Source organism: Lacihabitans sp. CS3-21, assembly GCF_024343675.1.
Lineage (GTDB): Bacteria > Bacteroidota > Bacteroidia > Cytophagales > Spirosomataceae > Leadbetterella.
In genome coordinates this window covers 42,666-59,996 of the sequence record NZ_RJUD01000015.1, presented here as the reverse complement: position 1 = coordinate 59,996, position 17,331 = coordinate 42,666, and the positions used below count along the sequence as shown (strand labels likewise).

Here is a 17,331-nt window from a genome sequence, read left to right as displayed (position 1 = left end):
AAAATGACAAAAGTCACATCAAATTAAGAATTGGCAACTTTAAATTCCGATGTAGTATGAAATTCAATCTCGGGGTTATTTTCCTTGTTCATTCTTAAAATCCAGTCTGTTTCTGCCAAGAAAACTGGGTTATCATCTTTATCCAAAGCTATATAGTTGGATTTCAAACGCATAAATTCATTCAACTTCTCATTGTCGTCACTCGTAATCCAACAGGCCTTTGAATAAGGCTTACCCTCAAAACGACAAGATGCACCATATTCGTGCAATAATCTGTGTTGAATAACTTCAAACTGAAGCTCGCCCACAGTTCCGATGATTTTCCTATTACCCGGCTGCATAGTAAACAACTGTGCAACGCCTTCTTCTGCCAATTGGGAAACGCCTTTCTCCAACTGCTTAGATTTCATCGGATCGGTATTGATTACCTCTCTGAACAACTCTGGGGAGAAGCTAGGAATACCAGTAAAATACAACGCTTCACCTTCTGTAAGCGTATCCCCTATCTTAAAGTTCCCGGTATCGTAAAGTCCGACGACGTCGCCAGGAAATCCCTCGTCCACAACGTTCTTTGAGTCTGCCATAAACATGTAAGGATTTGAAAATCTCATATCTTTACCCAATCTCACGTGTTTATAAAATTTCCCACGCTCAAATTTTCCAGAGCAAATCCTCAAAAAAGCAATCCTGTCTCTGTGCCTCGGATCAATATTGGCATGTATTTTAAACACAAAACCCGTGAATTTGTTTTCAGTTGGCTCCACCAATCTTAGGTTGGTATTTCTTGAAATAGGCTCTGGGCTTATTTTGCAGAATGAATCTAGAAGCTCCTTTATCCCAAAACTATTAACAGCACTCCCAAAAAACACGGGAGCAATTCTTCCCGCCAAATAGTCTGCTTCATTGAAATCATCATAAATGGTTTCTATCATTTCCACATCCTCTCTAAGCTGAGCAGCGTCTTTTTGACCAACACTTGCATCAAGTTCAGGTGAATCGAGTGCTATTTCTTTTACTTCATCTTCAAGTTTGGTCTTGTTTATTTTGAAGTAATTCATTTGATTTTCCAGCAAATGATACACTCCTTTAAAATCAGAGCCCATGTTTACGGGCCAAGTGATTGGTCGTACCTTTATAGAAAGTTTTTGTTCCAATTCATCCAAAAGATCGAATGGGTCTTTGCCTTCACGGTCCATTTTGTTTACAAAAACGATTACAGGCGTATCTCTCATTCGGCAAACTTCCATCAATCTTTCGGTTTGTTCCTCAACACCTTTTACACAGTCAATCACCAAAATGACGCTATCCACGGCCGTTAGTGTCCGGTAAGTATCTTCGGCAAAATCCTTGTGACCGGGAGTATCCAAAATATTGATTTTACGACCGCCATATTCAAAGGTCATCACCGATGTAGCCACCGAGATACCTCTTTGTTTTTCGATTTCCATGAAATCGGAAGTTGCAGTTTTCTTGATTTTATTAGATTTTACAGCACCGGCCGTCTGTATGGCTCCACCAAACAACAAAAGTTTCTCTGTGAGCGTGGTTTTTCCGGCATCGGGGTGAGAAATTATAGCGAAAGTCCTCCTCTTTTTTAACTCTGAAATAAATGACACTTATTATCTATTTTGTAAATTCTCTGCAATTTACGAAGATAATATTTTGAAAAAACACAATTTAAGTAATTTAGTCCGCCAAAGGAAATTTAACAATTTCGAAAGGCTCTAAGTAAATTATTATTAAATGGATATTTTTGTAGCCCATTTGGCCTATCAAATAACCATAATTCTGAATTTGCTTGCGATGCTGAAAGGTCTTTTCGCCAGTTTTATAATCCAGTATATAAACTTTGTCCGCCACAAAAACAATCCTATCAGGCCGTTGCACATTTTGACCTTTCGACAATATCTCTATCTCGTTTTTCACCAACGCTTTTTCTGAGAAAAGCTGGGATACTTCGTCATTTTCTATTACTTGGAGAATTTTATGTTCCAATAAAGCATGGTGCATTTCATCCAAATAACCCTCTGCCGAAAGCTTTTGAAGTGCTGTTTCAATATCACTTTTGGTTTTTATCAATTCAAAAGCAGCATGAATCAAATTACCCAAAGTTATCTTTTGCTCTCTTTCCAAAGATCTGAAGTTTGATTCCGTCTTAAGTTTTAGAGGAAATTCCTTCTCAAATATTTTATTAAAATCAACATTATAAACATCTTCGATATTTTCCGAATCAGTCTTTTGAATTTTTAGGCTAGTTTGACCAAAACCATATTGAAGTTGACCAATATTTAAAAGCCCTTTCTGAAGTAAAAAATCCTGAAACATACTTCCTAAGCCATCCACTGACATTCCTTTTGCCCCAACTTTGAAATGACACCAAATGTACAACCGCTCCACAGGTCTTGTCAGAGCCACATAGAGCATATTGAGATTTTCTATAAAAATAAGTTCTTCGTGAGTTTCTAAAATATCTCGTCCAAAAGTTATGTTTTTCTTTAGACTTACTTTTAAAGGAGTAGCCTGAAGAGTTTTTTCCCCAGAAGCCAACTCACTGTAATTCAGCATACTAATATCTACCCACAATTCCGATCCGACTCTCGGGCTGGTGTTCCAATTGAGATACGGCAAGATAACAATGGGGTATTCCAAGCCTTTGGATTTGTGAATACTTGTGACAGTGATGGCATTTTCCGACTTATTATTTATGGAGAACTTCTCCTTTTTTAATTCCCAATGTGCTAACAAGTCAACCAAATTCTTGCTTTTTTTATGATAAAATTGAAGCAAAACATCTAGAAAAGTAAAGATGTAATTAACTGAACTGCTGTTACTTAAAAGCTCAAATTTCTCGATCAAGTACTCCGTTGCGGAGTAAAAATCTTTTTCAAAAACTTTGGCTATATCAATTCCTAAGGTCGACAAAAAATCATCCAGTGGTAATTTGCAGAGTTCCTTCAAGTCAAGGTTTTGCAAAGCTTGTGGTTGTAATAATTTAAAAAACTGAAGAAATTCAAACCTCGAAAATACGGCATCAGGCTGCTGAATAAACTTTAAAGTAGATACTAGGAAACTCACCTCTAAGTTTTTCCATATTTTGAGCGAATCCACAGAATTAATCTCAAAACCGTTCTTTTGAAGAAAATCAGCTATCTCAAAACCTTCCGAATTACGCCTACACAATATGGCAATATCGCCAGGTTTAAAACCATCATCCAATATTTGATTTACCTGAGAAAGCACTTTTTCTAAAATAGACGATGTTTGCTTTTCTATAAACTCCACACTTACATAACCGCCTTCTTTGGCAATTGGAGGAACATTTTGAAAATAATCTGAAAAAACACTTTCCACCAGCGGAAACTCTGAAGAATTACATTGAACAACCGTGTCAAAAAACGAATTATTAAAGTTGATGATTTCGGTTTTGCTCCTATAATTAACGTTTAGACTTTCAACTGAGCCTGAAAAAGTCACGTTTTCCAACTGAAAAGCCTGATTTTCTCCACTTTCAATATTGGCCAATAATCCAGAAACATTCTTTTGAATAAGATCAATCATCAGTTGAATATTCCCACCACGCCATTTATATATGGCTTGCTTGGGATCACCCACAATCAAGTTTGCCTTGTTTTTAGAAATGGCGTTATCAATCAAAGGTAAAAGATTAAAAAACTGCATGTTAGAAGTATCTTGAAACTCATCTATCAACAAATGGTCGTATTTTTCACCTATACGCTCGTAAATAAACGGCACTGGCTCTTTCACCACTATATCCAGAATTTTCTTATTAAATTCTGACAGAAACACCTCATTCCTGTCTGATTTTATGATGTCCATTTCCTCTTTTATCATGGCCAAAAGAGGAATTTTAAGTAAGTTTTTATTTACTTCGTTAAGTATATAGTATTTATCCGTCTTTAGTTCTAATATTTTTTTCGCAACATCAACCAGCTCGCTTTTTATGCCATCTATAATGCCACCGTTTGGTGAAGCTTTACCATACCATTTTCCATTTTCAAAAGCATCAATATGTCTTGATTTGGGATAGGGCGTATCTGAGAAAAACAAATCTTCCGGTGTAGAGGCCAATTTTTCATAAAAACCAAAAACACCAGATTTTTTGTAGGAAAAATCCTCTTCCGTCAGACCACTCCTAAAAATCAAATCCAAGCCGCTTTGTGCAGATTCCTTAATTCTAATGAGAACACTTTTCTGAAAAGCTATGATTTGCCCTTTAATTTTCTTGATATCGGCCAAGCTCAAATCCAGATTTTTCTCAATCAAATAAGAACCTTCATTTTCAAATATATTGGTTCCAAACTGTTTGATTTCATCAATCAAAGTATTCCAGCTTTTGTCTTCTTCTATTTTATTCAAAGCAAAATCCAAAAGCAATTGACTCAAATCATGATTTTTCCCTATTTTTTCAAGCAGATTATCCACTGCTTCGCTCAAAATCTGGGACTGATCCAGATTGATTTCGTAGTTAAAAGGCAAATCTAAATCAAATGTAAATGAGCTAACTATTTGATTTACAAAGCTATCGATAGTCTTAACAGCAAAATCGTTGTACTCATGGAGAATCTCATAATAAATAGCCACCGCCCTACTCTTTAAAGTTTCAGCTGAAACTGTGGGAAGTTCTTCAGCTATTATTCTAAAAATCAAAGAATCGGAAACTTCATTTTCTGATATTTCTTTCAATGCCTTCAAAATTCGCACTTTCATCTCGTTAGCGGCATCGTTGGTAAACGTTATGGCCAAGATTCGCTGAAAATATCTCGGATCTTCTTCATTCAAAACCAATTTCAAATACTCCTTGGTCAGCGTAAAAGTTTTGCCTGAACCAGCAGAAGAACCATAAATTTTGAATAGTGACATAAATGCGTTTTTAGAGAAAGAATCAAAGGTACAAAATAAACCAAAAATGGAGTTTAATTCTGAATTTGAACCAAAACAAAATGAAAATACTAGGAAGAAAATCATGTCAGACAAGCTAATTCTTAAGCTATTCAAACCTTTTTAGTTATTTTGAATCTATATTTGTGACTAAAAAATTCATCCGTAATATGAAATATTTATACTTGGTACTCACGCTCATTTCAGTATCAACTTTTGCACAAAAAGTCCAAAATGTAAGAATAAACTTAAAAGATCAAAACACCAAAGCTCCAATTTCAGGTGCTACAGTTTTTATAAAAAATACGCAATTGGCTGGTATTGCAGATGAAAAAGGCCATGCAATAATAGAAAACGTTCCACTTGGTCGTCATGAAATAGAAATAACCTCAGTGGGTTTTACAAAACTGATATTAAAGGAGTTGATACTTGAAAATGCAAAAGAAATCATATTGGACTTGGAAATGCAAGCGAGCAGCAAAACGCTTGAGCAAGTGGTTATTACTGCTGCCACTCCCAATATGTCCAACGCTATTACGAGTATAAATACCATTACTTTTGAGCAAATCATGCGATTCCCAGTTACTTTTTTTGACCCTGCTAGGTTGGTGTTTTCGTTTGCTGGAGTTGCCAATACCAACGACCAAGCCAACGGAATGGCTATTAGGGGCAATACGCCAGAAAGTATGCAATGGAAACTCGAGGGCGTAGAAATTGTAAATCCCAACCATTTGAGCAATGCGGGTACGTTCTCAGACCAACCAACTCAGACAGGGGGCGGAACAAACATTTTATCTGCCCAAATGCTCGGACACATGAATTTTCTAACTGGAGCTTTCCCTTCCGAATATGGCAATACACTGGCAGGAGTGATGGACATGACCTACAGAGTGGGCAATAATAAGAAGTTTCAACATACAGCTCAAATCGGACTTATCGGCGTGGATTTATCCTCTGAAGGGCCACTAAATAAGGCCAAGGGAAGTAGCTATTTGTTTAACTATAGATATTCTTTCACAGGTTTATTGGGCTTGATGGGTATTGATTTTGGCGGAGAAAGTATCAAATTTCAAGATTTGGCATTCAATTTCAACTTTCCAACTCGACGTATGGGTACATTTATGATTTTTGGTATGGGCGGCAACTCCTCCAATGAATATGTTCCCAACTCAGATGAAAAGTTCTGGGAGTCTGAGAAAGACTTTAACAACATAGATTTCTACAGCAGAATGGGCGTAGTTGGCCTTAAACACAATATCAAATTTTCAGAAAAATGGAACCTCAAAACTGTATTGGCCAATTCCGGACTAGAAAACCTAAGAGACGCATACAAAACGGACCCGGCTTTTAACATCAGTTATACCTATCAAGCAAGGAATATTGTGGGTTTCTCCAGCATCGTAAGTGGTAATTTGAACAAACTATTTGCTCTAAAAACAGGAGTTAATATTAATCATTATTTCAATGAGTTTAATTTCCAAAACAGTGGCGATTCGTTCTACAGTTTTGATGGATTAATGGTGCAGCCTTTTGTACGGATTACGAACAACGAAAGGAGAAGATTCAGTTACAATGTAGGTTTGGTTTTGCCACATTACACTTTGAGCGAGAAAACATATTTAGAACCTAGGTTAGGCTTGGCTTATGCCCTAACTAGCAAATTTGAATTAAAGGCATCTTATGGTCTACATAGCTATGAATCTTCTAATCAAAATGCCTTTGCATTGCCTTACAGACCTGTTAGAGCACATCATTTCAACTTAGGATATCAATATCAACTATCTGAGAATCAAGAACTTTATGGAGAAGTTTTTTATCAGAATTTATTCAATACGCCAGTTTCAAATAACCAATATTTGTCGGTTTTGAATGGTTATGAAAACACGGTGGTAGAACTTTCGACGGATGCTAGCAACCTCAACAATCAAGGCAGAAACTATGGTATAGAACTGAACTACAGAAAATATTTGAGTAAAGGTCTTTTTGCATTGATAAATACCACCATTTACAAAGCCGAATTCCTGGCCTTTGACAAGAAGTATTACCAAACTAGATTTAGTGGAAACCACATTGTGAACTTGACCATTGGAAAAGAGTGGACAAAATCTCCAGGGAAATTCATAGGTCTTAATACAAGAATTGCTTGGTTGGGCGGATTTAGAAATTATGAAATTCTTGAAGCAGCATCTATTGTATCTAAAAGTACTATCTACAATTATGCAAAACCACTGATAGAAAAAAATCCGGACTATTTCAGACCGGATTTGAGGGTATATTTCAAAAAATCGAAAGATAAATTCTCTAGAACAATATCAATAGATATCCAGAATTTTACTGGACAGAAAAATCTAGCTTACCAATACTATGATGCATTTTTGGAGAAAATTACACCTAAATATCAATTGGGCATGATTCCGATGCTGAATTACAGAATCGAATTTTAAAAAATGGAGAGAGCTTATTGTTTCTCTCCATTCATAACCATATCCTGTACTTTCAAGATTACTTTTGATATTTTCCCAGCAGTATCTCTAATAAATTCAGCAGAACCATCATAGCCAACCACACTAAAAACATCCTTTTTAGCAGTAGGCTTAAGAACTGCTGAGCCTTGATCTGTTTCGCCAAAAAGTTCTCCCTCCTTAAGTGAAACCGTCATTGAAGGCACCGCACTGTCTGCTGCAAATTTGTATTTGCCCAAATATTCAGACTTAGCATCGCCTTCTTTTGCACCTTTCAACTCTGTACCTTGAACTTTTACGATTAACGAAATTACTTGACCATTCGAATCTCGATTAAACATCAAAACTGCATTGTTGTTCGGCTCAGTAAATTCATCTTTGTTTTTTGAAGAAAAAATTTCGCCCTTTCCTACACCCTCAGCTTCTGCCAAAAGCGTTGCACCTTCCATGCTGACAATTATTTTTTCAAAAGGTGCCCCTTCAAACTTATAGCTTCCAACATAGTCTGTTAAGTTGGCAGTTTGAGCAGTAATAAATAATGGAAGAGTTAAAATAAACACAAATACAAACAGTTTTTTCATCTTTTTGAAGTATTAAAATTTAAGGTTTTTAGATAATTTATCCAAAATTAGATTTTTGGTTTATTTAAATGTCTATTTCTGTAGAAAAATTTATAAAAAGCATAATTTTGTATGTAAATCAATTAATTTTAAGAATGCCAAAGGTTGTAGAACACTTAGCCAAAGTAAATGACAAACCAGTATTTTCTATTGAAATAATTCCTCCTGCCAAAGGTGGAAAAATAGATGAATTGCTCAACGACATATCACCTATGATGGAAATAAAACCCCCATTTATAGATGTTACCTACCATAGAGAAGAGTATATTTCGGTAAAATCTGAAGATGGCTCCACAAAAGAAATAAAAACTCGGAAAAGACCCGGGACTGTAGGAATTTGCTCAGCCATTATGCACAAATTCGATGTTGATGCAGTTCCTCACGTTCTTTGTGGCGGATTTACTAAAGATGACACTGAGGATTTGTTGATTGACTTAAACTATTTGGGTATTGAAAACGTGATGGCCCTTCGAGGTGATCATGCAAAGCCTTTCAGTACTTTTAAGCCCAAAACTGACGGCCATGCTTTTGCCGCTGAATTAATTACCCAAATAAAAGACATGAATCATGGAAAATATCTCCATGAAGATTCGGAATATCTATCAAAGAGCAATTTTTGTATCGGAGCTGCTGCTTATCCCGAAAAACACTTTGAGGCCGAATCCCACGAGATAGATTTTAACCATTTAAGGGCAAAGGTGGATGCAGGTGCCGAATATCTGGTTACGCAGATGTTTTTTGACAATCAAAAGTATTTTGATTTTGTAAACAAATGCCGTGAAAATAATATTCATATACCAATTATTCCAGGTTTAAAAATCCTTTCAACCAAAAAGCAATTGGATATTCTTCCAAAATTGTTCTACTTGGAAATGCCTTCGGAGTTTGATAAAGCGGTTAGGCAGGCTAAAGACGATAAAGATGCGAGAAAAATTGGTATAGAATGGTGCATCACTCAATGCAGAGAATTGATAAAATTTGGAGTTCCTGCCCTACATTTCTACACGATGAGTAAGTCTACTACTACGATGGCTGTTGCGAAAGAAATATTTTAAAAAAATACAAAACTTAAAAACAAAAAAAAGGAGTCACATGACTCCTTTTTTTATGGATATATGCCAAATACTATTTGATATCTTCAAATTCTACCTCAAGGTTGTTTCCATCTTTGATTGAAACCAACTCCAAAGCAAAATTAAGCTCTTGACCAGCCAAAGGATGATTAGCATCCATCAATACATAGTCTTCCCCTATTTCTCTGATAACCACAGGAATAGCTTGTTGTCCATCGTGCATATTTAAAGTTCCACCAAGCTCCAAAGGCACATCACCTGGAATACCAGCTTTGTCAAACTTGAAGATCATTTCCTCATTTGCAGGTCCATAAGCCTCTTCAACTCCAATATGAATGTCTTTTTTCTCTCCGATGGCCATCCCCATTACACCGTCATCAAATCCTTTGATCACCATTCCACTTCCAACTTCAAACTCCAACGGCTCTCTTCCTTCCGATGAATCAAATATAGTTCCGTCATTTAAAGTCCCTTTATAATGAAGTGAAACGATATCCCCTACTTTTACCATTTTTATATTTATTTACTTGTTAATATGCTCTTGCAAAAATCACTCTTCTTTCTGAGGGTTTGCCAGTTAAAACACAAACGCCATTCTCCTCCTTACTGTTGAGTGGAATACACCTAATCGTTGCTTTAGTCAATTCTTTGATTTTCTCCTCTGTTTCAGATGTTCCGTCCCAATGAGCCATAAGGAATCCACCCTCTTCAATTTTGGCAGTAAATTCGTCCCAAGTATTTACTTCGAAAGTATTTTCAGTTCTAAAATCAAATGCCTTTTTATAAATATTTTCCTGAATATCGTTTAGTAAATTCTCAAGATATTGGGCTATGCCATCAATCGATACCGTTTCTTTTGATAGATTATCTCTTCTTGCTACTTCTACTGTACCACTTTCTAAGTCTCTCATGCCTACTGCTACTCTTACTGGTACACCTTTGAGTTCATATTCGGCAAATTTCCAACCTGGTCTAGTTTTGTCATCTTTGTCAAATTTCACAGAAATACCTTTGGCTTTCAATTCTTTCAAGATTGGATCTATTTTCTCAGAAATCTGCTCCAATTGCTCATCACCTTTGAAAATAGGAACGACAACGACCTGAATAGGAGCCAATTTAGGAGGTAACACCAAGCCCAAATCATCAGAGTGAGCCATTATTAAAGCTCCCATCAAACGGGTACTTACGCCCCAAGAAGTTCCCCAAACATACTCCAAAGCACCAGATTTATCCTGAAATTTTACGTCAAAAGCCTTTGCAAAATTTTGACCAAGAAAATGTGAGGTACCAGCTTGAAGTGCCTTTCCATCCTGCATCATGGCTTCTATACAAAGTGTATCCTCTGCCCCAGCAAAACGCTCATTCGCTGTTTTTTGACCTTTAACAACCGGCAATGCCATCCATTCTTCCGCAAATGTGGCATAAACGTCTAGCATTCTGGAAGTTTCTTCCTCCGCCTCAACTTTAGTAGCATGTGCAGTATGGCCTTCTTGCCATAAAAACTCAGCTGTTCTTAAAAATATACGCGTACGCATTTCCCAACGTACCACATTTGCCCATTGGTTAATTAATAAAGGAAGATCTCTGTAGGACTGTATCCAACTTTTATAGGTATTCCAAATAACTGTTTCCGAAGTAGGCCTAACAATCAATTCTTCTTCCAGTTTTGCATCGGGGTCGACTATTACACCATTGCCATTGGGGTCGTTTATCAACCTATAATGCGTAACCACCGCACATTCTTTCGCGAAACCTTCCACATGCGAAGCTTCTTTAGATAAGAAAGACTTAGGAATAAATAAGGGAAAATAGGCATTGCTATGGCCAGTTTCTTTAAACATATCATCAAGTGCCCTTTGCATTTTTTCCCAAATAGAAAACCCATAGGGTTTGATAACCATACACCCTCTTACTGCCGAGTTTTCGGCCAAATCAGCTTTTTTTACGAGTTCGTTGTACCACTCTGAGTAATTCTCACTACGTTTCGGAAGTCCTTTAGACATTTTTCTATAATAATTTTAATATAAGAAGTAAAAATTGCATTTTACTTATAAAATCTTTTGTTAATTATTTTGTTAACAACAGCCATTAAGGTTGCAAAGATAAGTTTTAATATTATTTTTGTAATGAAATATTTCACTTAGAATGTTTAAGAAAATATTTAAGTCTAAAACACAACCTTTTGATGCTTTTTAGCGTCTAAGAATATAAGATTAGGGACACCTTTTTATCTAAAAAAATTATGAAACTTAAAAGTTCAGTTTTGTTATTGGGAGCAAGCATTTTTATTGCTTCTTGTACTAACAAGTCTATTCCCACAAATGGAGAAAGTGATGACATGTATGCTTCATCAGCAGACGCTGCTCAAGCTCCAATAGTTGCTACCGCCAATACACCATTCAACAAAAACAATGGTGTAAATACCCAGCAATTGCCTTATGAAGACGAGTACGATAGGTTAGACAATGGAGACGTACTTGAAAGCACTGATGAATATTATTCCGAAGATTATATCACAACACGTGATTATAAAAGAAAGTTAAGTTCAAAACCAGGATATTCAGACGGTTATTCAGATGGATATAGCCAAGGCTGGACGGACTATTCTTGGAGTCAACCAATAGCAATGGGCTGGAATTCACCTTTTAACAGATTTGGTTTTAATTCATTCTCTCCGTTCAATTCGGGCATTTATATGTCTTATGGATTTGGTGGTGGCTGGGGCATGAATTCATGGAACAGATTCTCTCCTTGGGGTTATAATTCATGGAACAACCCATGGATGATGGACTCTTGGGCATATAGCCCTTGGGGATTCAACTCATGGGGTTACAACAGTTTCTATTCTCCTTGGGGATATAATAGCTTTTACAGCCCTTATGACTATTATGGCGGCGGTTACTACAATAACTACAGACCATACTATAACAATCAATCAGTTGTTGCTCAAAATGCATATAGAAATGGTAGCAGAACATTTGGTGCTAGAGAAGCTGGCAGAAATTCTTCTAACTACAATGATAGATTTGTTAACACCAACAAGCCATCAGCTAATGTCTCTAGCGGTAGATCCTCAAGCTCCGTTAGAAACGCTAACGCTCCGACTAATGGAGAAAGAGTTTTAGCTGATAGAAAAAATGGAACTTGGGTAGGTAATAGCTCTTCAAACAATGCTAATAATAGCAGCACTAGAACAACTTACTCAAACTCTAGATCAAGCAATAGCTCGACAGATTCTTACAATCCGAGTACAAGAAGGCCTGCGAGTTATGACTCTTACAACAGATCATCAAACTCAGGATCGAGTAATTATAGCTCAAGAAGTGCAAGCACAAACAATGCTGCTCAAGGCAATACTTACACGCGTCCATCTGCAAGCAGATCATCGGGCAACACTTACAGCTCACCTAGCTATGATAGAGGATCGTCAACCTATTCTAGTCCGAGTAGAAGTTCTAGCTCGAGTTCAAGTAGTTCTAGTTCGAGTAGTTCAGGATCTAGCTCAAGAGGAAGCAGTGGTGGATCTAGTTCAGGTGGATCATCTAGAGGACCAAGATAATTTTTAATACAAATTCAAATTTTATACCCCGCTAATAAACCAATTGTTGTTGGCGGGGATTTTTTTATCCTTTTTTAATTAAAACAATATGAAAAAGTTAATTTTTGGAGCAATAGCATTCACTTTAGGCATATCTTCTTCTTTTGCACAATTATCGCTTAATGGTCATTTTTATGGAGAAGAAGCTCTTAAGTTCTATTCTTATGGCAACTACGGCTCAGCAAGGTCACAAGGAATGGGCGGGGCATTTACAGCTTTAGGCGGTGACCTGAGCAGTTCATATATAAATCCAGCGGGTCTGGGATTTTATAATAAATCAGAATTTACCATAAGTCCGATTTTTACGACTACAAATACCACTTCGAATTACATTGATAATTCGACAAAATTAAGTGCTTCCAATATGAACATTGGTCAAATTGGAGTGGTTTTTAGCAATAGAGGTGTTGGAACCCGCAAAAAGAGAACGGCTTGGAGTATCTCATACAATACGCTGGCGAATTTCAACAACGACTATTCTTATAGTGGTTCTAACAAACGAAGCTCCATCTCTGATTACTTTGCCGAAAGAGCTACGCAAAGAGGTATAAGCTCAGAAAATCTAAACGAAGAATTTAATACAACGACAAGATTGGCAAGCAATACCACCGCATTGGCGTATCAAGCTTATTTGATTGACCCAATTCAAGGAGGTGGTTATTTAGCTTCAGAACTTTCAACTCCAGTTGATCAAAAAGGCAATGTTTCAGAAGCAGGTAACTTAGGTCAAATAAATGTGGGTTATGGAATCAATTACGATGACAAAACCTATATTGGAGCCTCATTAGGAATCCAGAATTTAAACTATAGTCAATTAACTGACTTGACTGAAAAATTCCCTAATGGTGTTATTTTCAATGGTTTTACATTCGGAGATGAACTTCTTGTTAAAGGAACTGGCTTGAACTTGACTGTCGGTGCTATTATGAAATTAAGCGACAACATAAGGGTTGGAGCAAATATTACTAGCCCAACTTCTATGCGGGTTAATGAAACATATACTTCTTATGTAGCTTACGACCAAAAACCAAATACTTTTGAATCTGACGAGCAAGAGTTATTTACTGTTCCTAATGATTTTAAATATCGAATTTCTTCCCCTTTAAAAGCTAACTTGGGTACTTCAATTTTTTTACCCAAAAAACTAGGTGTAGTAAGTATAGAAGCAGAGTATGTTGGCTATAACATGATGAATATCAAAGACAAAGAAGATAACAGATGGTCCACTGACCAAAAAAGAGGTATTCAAAGCGAGTTTAAAGACGTGATTAATTTTAAGGCTGGCGGCGAATTAAGATTTGGAGTGGCGAGAGTTAGAGCCGGACTAAATTATTTGGGTGATCCTAGAAAAAATAGTAATGCTTATAACACGAGTTCGTCTTTAATTGGAACACTTGGTGCAGGCGTAAGAAACAACAGATTCTTTGCAGATATATCTTATTCAAGAACTTCAAGAGACTTTGCATTTACGCCTTATAACCTTAGCAATGAAACCGACTATGAATCAGCCACATTGAAGCAAACCAAAGGAACGGTAGGAATCAGTTTCGGAACGTTTTTCTGATATGTAAAAAATAACATTAAAAAAGGCGATTTTGTAAATTCAAAATCGCCTTTTTGTCTATAATATTTACCATTTCTTCTCGAAATCTCCTCGAGAAAAATATTTCTCTATAAAACAATACATCAATATAAAGAAGTACCTACTTCCCATCTCTCTGATTTTCAGTTTCGATTCTCCATATTTTCTATTTGTCCATGAATTAGGAACAACCGCAAAATTAAAGCCCCTAATGATTGCCTTCAGTGGAAGTTCAATCGTAAGATTAAAATGTGGTGACAAAAAAGGCTTTAAACCTTCTATTGTATGCCTTTTATAGAGTTTAAACGCATTAGTAGTATCGTTGTATTTAATATTCATTACCATTCTTATAATGGCATTCGCAACTCTGTTTATTACTTTTTTCACGGCAGGATAATCGATGGTTTTACCACCTTTCATAAACCGACTACCGAAAACACAGTCATAGTCACCTGCTAACATGGTGTCGTAGAACTTCACAAGATCGTGTGGTGAGTCTGATAAATCTGCCATCATAACAGCCACACAGTCACCAGAGAAACGCTCCAGTCCAAATCTTACCGCATAGCCAAAACCATTCGGTCCTGCATTGGTAACATAATTTAGCGAAGGATATTTTAATTTCAGAGCCTCCAAAACCTCAAGTGTATTATCCTTCGAATTGTCATTCACCACTAAAATCTCGTAGGCTAACTGTTTTTGAGAAAGAACAGATACCAATTCTTCAATGGTTTCACCAATAGACTCTGCTTCATTGTAAGCAGGAATAACAATACTTAGCTTCACTTATGTTTGGGTTAATTGAAAAAAAACAATTATTTCAGTTTTACTTGCTGAGAAAAAATCTGTTCGAGAATATCGTTCAGGTTGTATTTATAATTCCATTCAGGGTAGTGATTTTTGAACTTAGATACATCGGATATATACCAAATGTGATCCCCAATTCTATTATCTTCTGCATAACTATAATTCATTTTATTACCAGTTATGGATTCACAAATCTCGATTGCCTCTGTCATAGAACAATTTGAATGTCTACCACCACCTGCGTTATAAACCTCTCCATGCCTAGGGTTCATATAAAAATGGTAGAACATATTTACAAGGTCATAGGAATGTATATTGTCTCTTACTTGCTTACCTTTATATCCAAAAACCGTATAGTGATTACCAGTAACGGCACATTTCATCAAATAAGAGAGAAATCCGTGTAGTTGTGTACCCGAGTGATTTGGACCTGTTAAACATCCTCCTCTAAACACGGCCACATTCATACCAAAGTACTTACCATATTCCTGAGCCAACACATCAGCGGCTACCTTGGAAGCCCCAAAAAGTGAATGCTTGGAATTGTCAATGCTCATGTTTTCATCTATTCCGTGCTCAAAATAAGCATGATCTTCAGAAATCTCCCATCGCTTATCTTGTTCAATTAAAGGCAAATAATTTGGCGTATCCCCGTAAACCTTATTAGTAGATGTAAAAATAAAAACCGCTTTCGGACAAAATAAGCGTGTAAGTTCCAGCATATGGAGTGTCCCGTTTGCATTTATAGTAAAGTCTGTCAACGGTTCTTTGGCAGCCCAATCATGACTTGGCTGTGCAGCAGTATGAATTATCAGCTTTAGGTCAGCACCATATTGCTCAAAAACAACTTTTAAAGCTTCATAATTTCTGATATCAATAGAATAATGCTTGTAATTTTGAATAGTTTCTTCCAATTCATTCTTACTTCTTTCAGTAGAAGCATCTTTCCCAAAAAAATAGGCTCTTTGATCGTTATCTATTCCAATAACCAAATCCATTTTATCAGAAAAAAACCTTACAGATTCGCTTCCAATTAATCCAGCAGAACCGGTAACTATAGCTATATTCATAATTTACTTTAAAATATTTTCTAATTGCTTTTCATTTGTATTTATCCATTGATGGATATCAGAGAATATCTGCGATGCAGTTTTTTGGGGACTCCAACCGATTTCACGTTCAATTTTAGAATTATCTGTAATATAAATTCTTAAATCAGCAGGTCTGTTATCTATTTCGGAACCTATTGGGATTTTGTTTCCTGAAATTTCCTCACAAATGCTGGTCATTTCTAAAAGTGATACACTGGATCCTTTACCTCCTCCGGCATTAAAAACTTTTCCAGTGAATTTTGAAATATTATGGATTTGAATATCAATCAAGTCTACTAAATCGTCAACATGTAGGATATCCCTAACTTGTTTTCCAAGGCCACCGTAACCTATATATTTCAATGATTGCTTCCAATAGTGTTTTGCCATCCAAAGTGTAACTACCCCTTGATCGGTTTTGCCCATTTGTCTCGGACCAGCAATTACGCCAAACCTAGTAATAGCTGCTTCGAGGTTATAAAAAGAAGAATATTCTTGAATAAAAAGTTCTGAAGACAATTTGGTAGTCCCATAAAATGACCGAGCACCAAAAAGTGTAAAATCCTCTGATATACCTTCGCTAGATATGCCTTTTTCTTTTTGATTATCTAAAAATGAGAATCTCGTTTCTTCTTCAATAAACGCTGCTTCTTCAATATTGGCTATGGGATATACTCTACTTGTGGAAAGAAATATAAGCTTGGCCTTGTGTTTCAAACATAAATTAAAACAGTTTATTGAGCCATAAAGATTATTATTTATAACGTAGCTTGGGTCAGAATTTAGACCTGACATTACGGATGGTTCGGCTGAGGCCTCTATCAAAACATCAAAACCTGATAATGCACTTAAATCCTCAGAATTTCTAATGTCGCCATGTACAAACTCAATTCCTTTTTCTTTAAAATCTATCAGGTTTAACTCAGAACCCCTTCTTTTTAAATTATCAAATGCTATGATTTTGTAACTTGGGTATTTCTCTTTGAGTTTAATACAAAGTGTAGAACCAATAAACCCAGCACCTCCCGTAACTACAATTATCATTTAATTAAATTTGCGATATATAAAATCAACCAGTTATTTAAAAATTTGTGCGGATGCTTCTAAAATAGGACGCAAATTTATCAATACTCCCTCATAAAACAAATAAAATGGATGAGGGAAATCCATTCTCTTCATCAAAATACATGGCTTTGAAT

General features: G+C 36.2%; 12 protein-coding genes. 4 read left to right on the top strand and 8 right to left on the bottom strand.

Translation table 11 applies throughout. From position 1 onward, the window contains the following. Positions 1-23: 23 nt before the first annotated feature. Together EGI24_RS10550 and EGI24_RS10545 are read right to left on the bottom strand one after the other, a co-directional pair. Positions 24-1,616, bottom strand: coding sequence for a peptide chain release factor 3 (locus EGI24_RS10550; protein WP_255048353.1), 1,593 nt, complete (start codon positions 1,614-1,616; stop codon positions 24-26). A gap of 70 nt (positions 1,617-1,686) precedes the next feature. Continuing rightward, positions 1,687-4,881: an exodeoxyribonuclease V subunit beta gene (locus EGI24_RS10545; protein WP_255048352.1), complete on the bottom strand. Its 3,195-nt coding sequence runs from the start codon at positions 4,879-4,881 to the stop codon at positions 1,687-1,689. Between the two features lie 188 nt (positions 4,882-5,069). On the opposite strand from EGI24_RS10545, the gene EGI24_RS10540 reads away from it, so the two are divergent. Next, the gene (locus EGI24_RS10540) at positions 5,070-7,343 is read left to right on the top strand and encodes a TonB-dependent receptor (protein ID WP_255048351.1); all 2,274 of its coding nucleotides are present in this window, start codon (positions 5,070-5,072) and stop codon (positions 7,341-7,343) included. A gap of 14 nt (positions 7,344-7,357) precedes the next feature. Here the strand turns inward: EGI24_RS10540 and EGI24_RS10535 are convergent, their stop codons facing one another. Further along, positions 7,358-7,942 carry a DUF3471 domain-containing protein gene (locus tag EGI24_RS10535; RefSeq protein WP_255048350.1) on the bottom strand — a complete coding sequence of 195 codons (585 nt, stop codon included), beginning with the start codon at positions 7,940-7,942 and terminating at the stop codon, positions 7,358-7,360. A 134-nt stretch (positions 7,943-8,076) separates the two neighbouring features. Here EGI24_RS10535 and EGI24_RS10530 point away from each other — a divergent pair, with 134 nt between their 5' ends. Beyond that, entirely contained in the window at positions 8,077-9,036 is a 960-nt protein-coding gene (locus tag EGI24_RS10530) for a methylenetetrahydrofolate reductase (protein ID WP_255048349.1), read from the top strand. Positions 9,037-9,106: 70 nt separating this feature from the next. Here the strand turns inward: EGI24_RS10530 and EGI24_RS10525 are convergent, their stop codons facing one another. Both EGI24_RS10525 and proS read right to left on the bottom strand, forming a co-directional pair. Then, a complete protein-coding gene (locus tag EGI24_RS10525; RefSeq protein ID WP_255048348.1) occupies positions 9,107-9,565 on the bottom strand; it encodes a peptidylprolyl isomerase in 459 nt (152 codons plus the stop codon). A gap of 19 nt (positions 9,566-9,584) precedes the next feature. After that, positions 9,585-11,057 (bottom strand): proline--tRNA ligase, encoded by a 1,473-nt coding sequence (proS, locus tag EGI24_RS10520; RefSeq protein WP_255048347.1) that lies wholly within the window; start codon positions 11,055-11,057, stop codon positions 9,585-9,587. Positions 11,058-11,296: 239 nt separating this feature from the next. Here proS and EGI24_RS10515 point away from each other — a divergent pair, with 239 nt between their 5' ends. Next, a complete protein-coding gene (locus tag EGI24_RS10515; protein WP_255048346.1) occupies positions 11,297-12,613 on the top strand; it encodes a hypothetical protein in 1,317 nt (438 codons plus the stop codon). A gap of 88 nt (positions 12,614-12,701) precedes the next feature. Continuing rightward, complete coding sequence (locus EGI24_RS10510; RefSeq protein ID WP_255048345.1) at positions 12,702-14,216, top strand: hypothetical protein; 1,515 nt, start codon at positions 12,702-12,704, stop codon at positions 14,214-14,216. A gap of 66 nt (positions 14,217-14,282) precedes the next feature. Here the strand turns inward: EGI24_RS10510 and EGI24_RS10505 are convergent, their stop codons facing one another. The 3 genes from EGI24_RS10505 to EGI24_RS10495 are packed head-to-tail and all read right to left on the bottom strand — an operon-like array spanning position 14,283 to position 17,176. Continuing rightward, positions 14,283-15,020 carry a glycosyltransferase family 2 protein gene (locus tag EGI24_RS10505; RefSeq protein ID WP_255048344.1) on the bottom strand — a complete coding sequence of 246 codons (738 nt, stop codon included), beginning with the start codon at positions 15,018-15,020 and terminating at the stop codon, positions 14,283-14,285. A gap of 29 nt (positions 15,021-15,049) precedes the next feature. Then, positions 15,050-16,111 (bottom strand): NAD-dependent epimerase/dehydratase family protein, encoded by a 1,062-nt coding sequence (locus EGI24_RS10500; RefSeq protein ID WP_255048343.1) that lies wholly within the window; start codon positions 16,109-16,111, stop codon positions 15,050-15,052. A 3-nt stretch (positions 16,112-16,114) separates the two neighbouring features. After that, entirely contained in the window at positions 16,115-17,176 is a 1,062-nt protein-coding gene (locus tag EGI24_RS10495; RefSeq protein WP_255048342.1) for an NAD-dependent epimerase/dehydratase family protein, read from the bottom strand. Positions 17,177-17,331: the final 155 nt, after the last annotated feature.

What these genes read in the sequence shown, in the direction of transcription:
- EGI24_RS10545 (WP_255048352.1), bottom strand. Translation starts at nt 4,881, where the DNA reads ATGTCACTATTCAAAATTTATGGTTCTTCTGCTGGTTCAGGCAAAACT.
- EGI24_RS10540 (WP_255048351.1), top strand. Translation starts at nt 5,070, where the DNA reads ATGAAATATTTATACTTGGTACTCACGCTCATTTCAGTATCAACTTTT.
- EGI24_RS10535 (WP_255048350.1), bottom strand. Translation starts at nt 7,942, where the DNA reads ATGAAAAAACTGTTTGTATTTGTGTTTATTTTAACTCTTCCATTATTT.
- EGI24_RS10530 (WP_255048349.1), top strand. Translation starts at nt 8,077, where the DNA reads ATGCCAAAGGTTGTAGAACACTTAGCCAAAGTAAATGACAAACCAGTA.
- EGI24_RS10525 (WP_255048348.1), bottom strand. Translation starts at nt 9,565, where the DNA reads ATGGTAAAAGTAGGGGATATCGTTTCACTTCATTATAAAGGGACTTTA.
- proS (WP_255048347.1), bottom strand. Translation starts at nt 11,057, where the DNA reads ATGTCTAAAGGACTTCCGAAACGTAGTGAGAATTACTCAGAGTGGTAC.
- EGI24_RS10515 (WP_255048346.1), top strand. Translation starts at nt 11,297, where the DNA reads ATGAAACTTAAAAGTTCAGTTTTGTTATTGGGAGCAAGCATTTTTATT.
- EGI24_RS10510 (WP_255048345.1), top strand. Translation starts at nt 12,702, where the DNA reads ATGAAAAAGTTAATTTTTGGAGCAATAGCATTCACTTTAGGCATATCT.
- EGI24_RS10500 (WP_255048343.1), bottom strand. Translation starts at nt 16,111, where the DNA reads ATGAATATAGCTATAGTTACCGGTTCTGCTGGATTAATTGGAAGCGAA.
- EGI24_RS10495 (WP_255048342.1), bottom strand. Translation starts at nt 17,176, where the DNA reads ATGATAATTGTAGTTACGGGAGGTGCTGGGTTTATTGGTTCTACACTT.